This window comes from Thauera phenylacetica B4P (assembly GCF_000310225.1).
Taxonomy (GTDB): Bacteria; Pseudomonadota; Gammaproteobacteria; order Burkholderiales; family Rhodocyclaceae; genus Thauera; species Thauera phenylacetica.
Window position 1 is genome coordinate 1 of sequence record NZ_AMXF01000330.1, and the last position, 3,306, is coordinate 3,306.

Annotated in this window: 4 protein-coding genes; 1 reads left to right on the forward strand and 3 read right to left on the reverse strand. The window is 71.9% G+C overall.

The window, feature by feature from the left end; all coding sequences use genetic code 11:
- Positions 1–144 precede the first annotated feature (144 nt).
- Positions 145–708, forward strand: a complete 564-nt coding sequence (locus C667_RS21395; protein WP_004383610.1) for a Uma2 family endonuclease — start codon at positions 145–147, stop codon at positions 706–708.
- 66 nt (positions 709–774) lie between these two features.
- On the opposite strand, the gene C667_RS21400 is transcribed toward C667_RS21395, so the two are convergent.
- The 3 genes from C667_RS21400 to C667_RS21410 are packed head-to-tail and all read right to left on the reverse strand — an operon-like array spanning position 775 to position 3,205.
- Positions 775–1,488, reverse strand: a complete 714-nt coding sequence (locus tag C667_RS21400; protein WP_004383614.1) for an ABC transporter ATP-binding protein — start codon at positions 1,486–1,488, stop codon at positions 775–777.
- The gene (locus tag C667_RS21405; protein WP_004383616.1) at positions 1,485–2,234 is read right to left on the reverse strand and encodes an ABC transporter ATP-binding protein; all 750 of its coding nucleotides are present in this window, start codon (positions 2,232–2,234) and stop codon (positions 1,485–1,487) included. The genes C667_RS21400 and C667_RS21405 overlap by 4 nt, the downstream gene beginning before the upstream one ends.
- Positions 2,231–3,205, reverse strand: a complete 975-nt coding sequence (locus C667_RS21410) for a branched-chain amino acid ABC transporter permease (RefSeq protein ID WP_004383618.1) — start codon at positions 3,203–3,205, stop codon at positions 2,231–2,233. Before C667_RS21410 ends, C667_RS21405 begins: the two co-directional genes overlap by 4 nt.
- Between the last annotated feature and the right edge of the window lie 101 nt (positions 3,206–3,306).

Consider the following 3,306-nt stretch of genomic DNA (forward strand, 5'->3'; position numbering starts at 1 on the left):
GCAGCGGGGCGCCCGCGCGCAGCGCCCGTCGGGCCGGCGTCGCGCGCCGCTGCGCGATCCGCCGGGCGCGCTGGTCGACACCAGGACTGTCGCCGTATCATTTGCCGTCGATCTGCCGCCCCACCTGCCGCAACGGAGGCCCTCATGAACAAGGCCCTGGCACGCCCCGTCCCGATCCGCGTCGAGGACTACCTCGAAGGCGAGACCCTGACCGACATCAAGCATGAATACCTCGACGGCGAGGTAGTGGCGATGGGCGGCGCCAGCGCGAGGCATGGCCTGGTCGCGGGTGCCTTTTACGGCGCACTCCTCCCGCACGCGCGCCGCAAGGGCTGCCAGCTCTTCATCGCCGACATGAAGGTCCGGGTCGAGCACACCGGCCAGACCTATTTCTATTACCCCGACCTGGTGCTGGCCTGCGCGCCCGACGACCGCGAGACCTATTACCGCCGCAGCCCCTGCCTGCTGGTGGAGGTGCTGTCGCCGAGCACCGAGCGCATCGACCGCCGCGAGAAGCTCTTCGCCTACCAGGCCATCCCCTCGCTGCGTGAATACCTGCTCGTCGACCCGGACAAGCGCTCCGTGGAGATCTACCGCTTCGGCGACCCGGTGCGCTACGAGACCTGCACCGAGGGCGCCTTCCGGCTCGACTGCCTGGATGTGGAGATCACGCTGGACGAGGTGTACGCCGACGCCGAGGCGCCCTGAAACGCGCCTGCACGGCACCGCCGCGCGCCCCACGGCCGCCCTGGGGCGAGAACCCGCAGGCCCCGCTCACACCCCCAGGTAGCGCCCCCACAGCTCGCGCCGCGCGTCGAGCTCGGCCGAGTTGCCCTGCCAGGCGATGCGCCCGCGCTCGAGGATCAGGTTGCGGTCGGCCAGCGGCAGCAGCTTGTCGACGTATTTATCCACCACCAGCGTGGTCTGCCCCTGCGCCTTGAGGAGCGCAAGGCAGCGCCAGATCTCCTCGCGGATCACCGGGGCGAGGCCCTCGGTGGCCTCGTCGAGGATCAGCAGGCGCGGGTTGGTCGACAGCGCGCGCGCGATCGCGAGCATCTGCTGCTCGCCGCCGGAGAGCTGGTTGCCGAGGTATCCGGCGCGCTCGCCCAGGCGCGGGAAGAGCGCGTAGAGCCGCGCCGGCGTCCACGGTTCGGCGACGCCGTTGCGGCGCGCGGCGAAGGCGACCAGGTGTTCGTGCACCGTGAGGTTGGGGAAGCACTGCCGGCCCTCGGGCACGATGGCCACGCCGAGGCGGGCGATGGCGTCGGCGCGCTCGGCGTGGATCGGGCGGCCGTCGAAGACGATCTCGCCGCGCTGCGGGCGCAGGCCGCCGACGATGCTGCGGATCGTGGTGCTCTTGCCCATGCCGTTGCGCCCGAGCAGCGCGACGACCTCGCCGGCGCGGATGTCGAAGTCGAGCCCGAACAGCACCCGGCTGGCGCCATAACCGGCCTCGAGGCCCCTGCAGCGCAACAGCGGCGCGTTCATGTCGCCACCTCGGTGCCCAGATACACCGCCTGCACCTCGGCGTGCCCCTTGACGTGGGCGGCGTCGCCCGAGGTCAGCACCTTGCCGTACACCAGCACCGAGATGCGGTCGGCGAGCTGGAAGACGGCATCCATGTCGTGCTCGATGAGCAGGATCGCGGTCTCGCTGCGCAGGCTGCGGATCAGGTCCACCATCTGCTGCGAATCCTCCGGCCCCATGCCGGCCATGGGCTCGTCGAGCAGCAGCAGCTTCGGCCGCGCGGCGAGCGCGAGCGCGAGGTCGAGCCGCTTCTGCACGCCGTGCGGCAGCGTGCCGGCGTTGCGCTCGAGCACCTCGGTGAGGCCGGTGCGCTGTGCCAGCGCCTCGGCATGGGCCTGCAGCGTGTGCTCGGCCTCGCGCCGCGACAGGCAGCGAAAGCTCGACCCGGCCTGCGCCTGCACCGCGAGCAGCAGGTTGTCGCGCACGCTGTCGTTGCGGAACACGCTGGTGATCTGAAAACAGCGCGCCAGGCCGGCGCGGGTGCGTGCGTGCGGCGCCAGCGCGGTCAGGTCGACGCCGTCGAGGACGATGCGCCCGGCGTCCGCCGGCAGCAGGCCGGAGATCAGGTTCACCAGGGTGGACTTGCCGGCGCCGTTCGGGCCGATCAGCGCGTGGATCTCGCCCGCCTCGACGGCGAGGTCCACGTGATCGGTGGCGAGCAGGCCGCCGAAGCGCTTGACCAGGCCCTCGGCCGTGAACAGGCTCATCGCACACTCTCCCGGCCGCCGCGGCGCTCGAGCAGCGCCGCCACGCCCTGCGGCGCGTGGAACACCACCAGCAGCAGGAGCAGCCCGAGCGGCCAGTGCCAGTAGTCGGTGTACAGCTTCAGCACCTCCTCCAGCGTCAGCCACAGCGCCACGCCCAGCGGCGCCCCCCAGCGCCGGCCGGCGCCGCCGAGCATCACCATCACCAGCAGCAGCGCCGACTGCGTCCAGTGCATGATCGACGGGCTGACGAAGGCGTTGTGGCTGGCGAGCAGACCACCGGCCAGCCCCGCGACCGCACCGGCGGCGACGAAGCCGGCGAGCTTGAGTCCATACACCGGGTAGCCGAGCGCCACCATGCGCGTCTCGTTGTCGCGGATGCCGCGCAGCGCGTGGCCGTAGCGCGAGTGCGCGACGCGGCTGAAGAGCGCGAACACCGCCGCGGCGATCGCCAGCACCACCCAGTAGAAGACCTGCGCATGCGCGCCGTCCAGCCAGGCGCCCAGCTCCAGGGGGGTGTAGAGGCCGTAGCCGTCGTCGCCGCCATACGTGCGCAGCGACACCGCCAGGTAGTACAGCATCTGCGCGAAGGCGAGCGTGATCATGATGAAGTACACCCCGCGCGTACGCAGCGACACCGCGCCGATCGCCGCCGCGGCCAGCCCGGCGACCAGCGCCGCGCTCCCCCACGCCAGCCAGGCCGACGAGAAGCCGGCCTCGACCAGCGCCACCACGGTGTAGGCGCCCACGCCGATGAAGCCCGCGTGGCCGAGCGCCGCCATGCCGCCGTAGCCGAGGATGAAGTTGAGGCTGGTCGCCGCGATCGCCACGATCAGCACCCGGCGCACGAAGCCGACGTAATACTCCAGCCCGAAGGCCGGCGCGAGCAGCGGGAAGGCGGCCAGCACGGCCAGCACCAGCCAGGGCAGGCGGCGCGCGAGGCCGGGAAAATGCGCAGGGCGGTCGAAGGCCATTGTCAGCATCGCCCCCCGCTGCAGGAGCGGGCTTGCCCGCGAAGCTGGCACCCGTCGAGCGCAGCGTTCGCGGGCAAGCCCGCTCCTACAGGCGAGCCCTG

What these genes read in the sequence shown, in the direction of transcription:
- C667_RS21405 (WP_004383616.1), bottom strand. Translation starts at nt 2,234, where the DNA reads ATGAGCCTGTTCACGGCCGAGGGCCTGGTCAAGCGCTTCGGCGGCCTG.
- C667_RS21395 (WP_004383610.1), top strand. Translation starts at nt 145, where the DNA reads ATGAACAAGGCCCTGGCACGCCCCGTCCCGATCCGCGTCGAGGACTAC.
- C667_RS21400 (WP_004383614.1), bottom strand. Translation starts at nt 1,488, where the DNA reads ATGAACGCGCCGCTGTTGCGCTGCAGGGGCCTCGAGGCCGGTTATGGC.
- C667_RS21410 (WP_004383618.1), bottom strand. Translation starts at nt 3,205, where the DNA reads ATGGCCTTCGACCGCCCTGCGCATTTTCCCGGCCTCGCGCGCCGCCTG.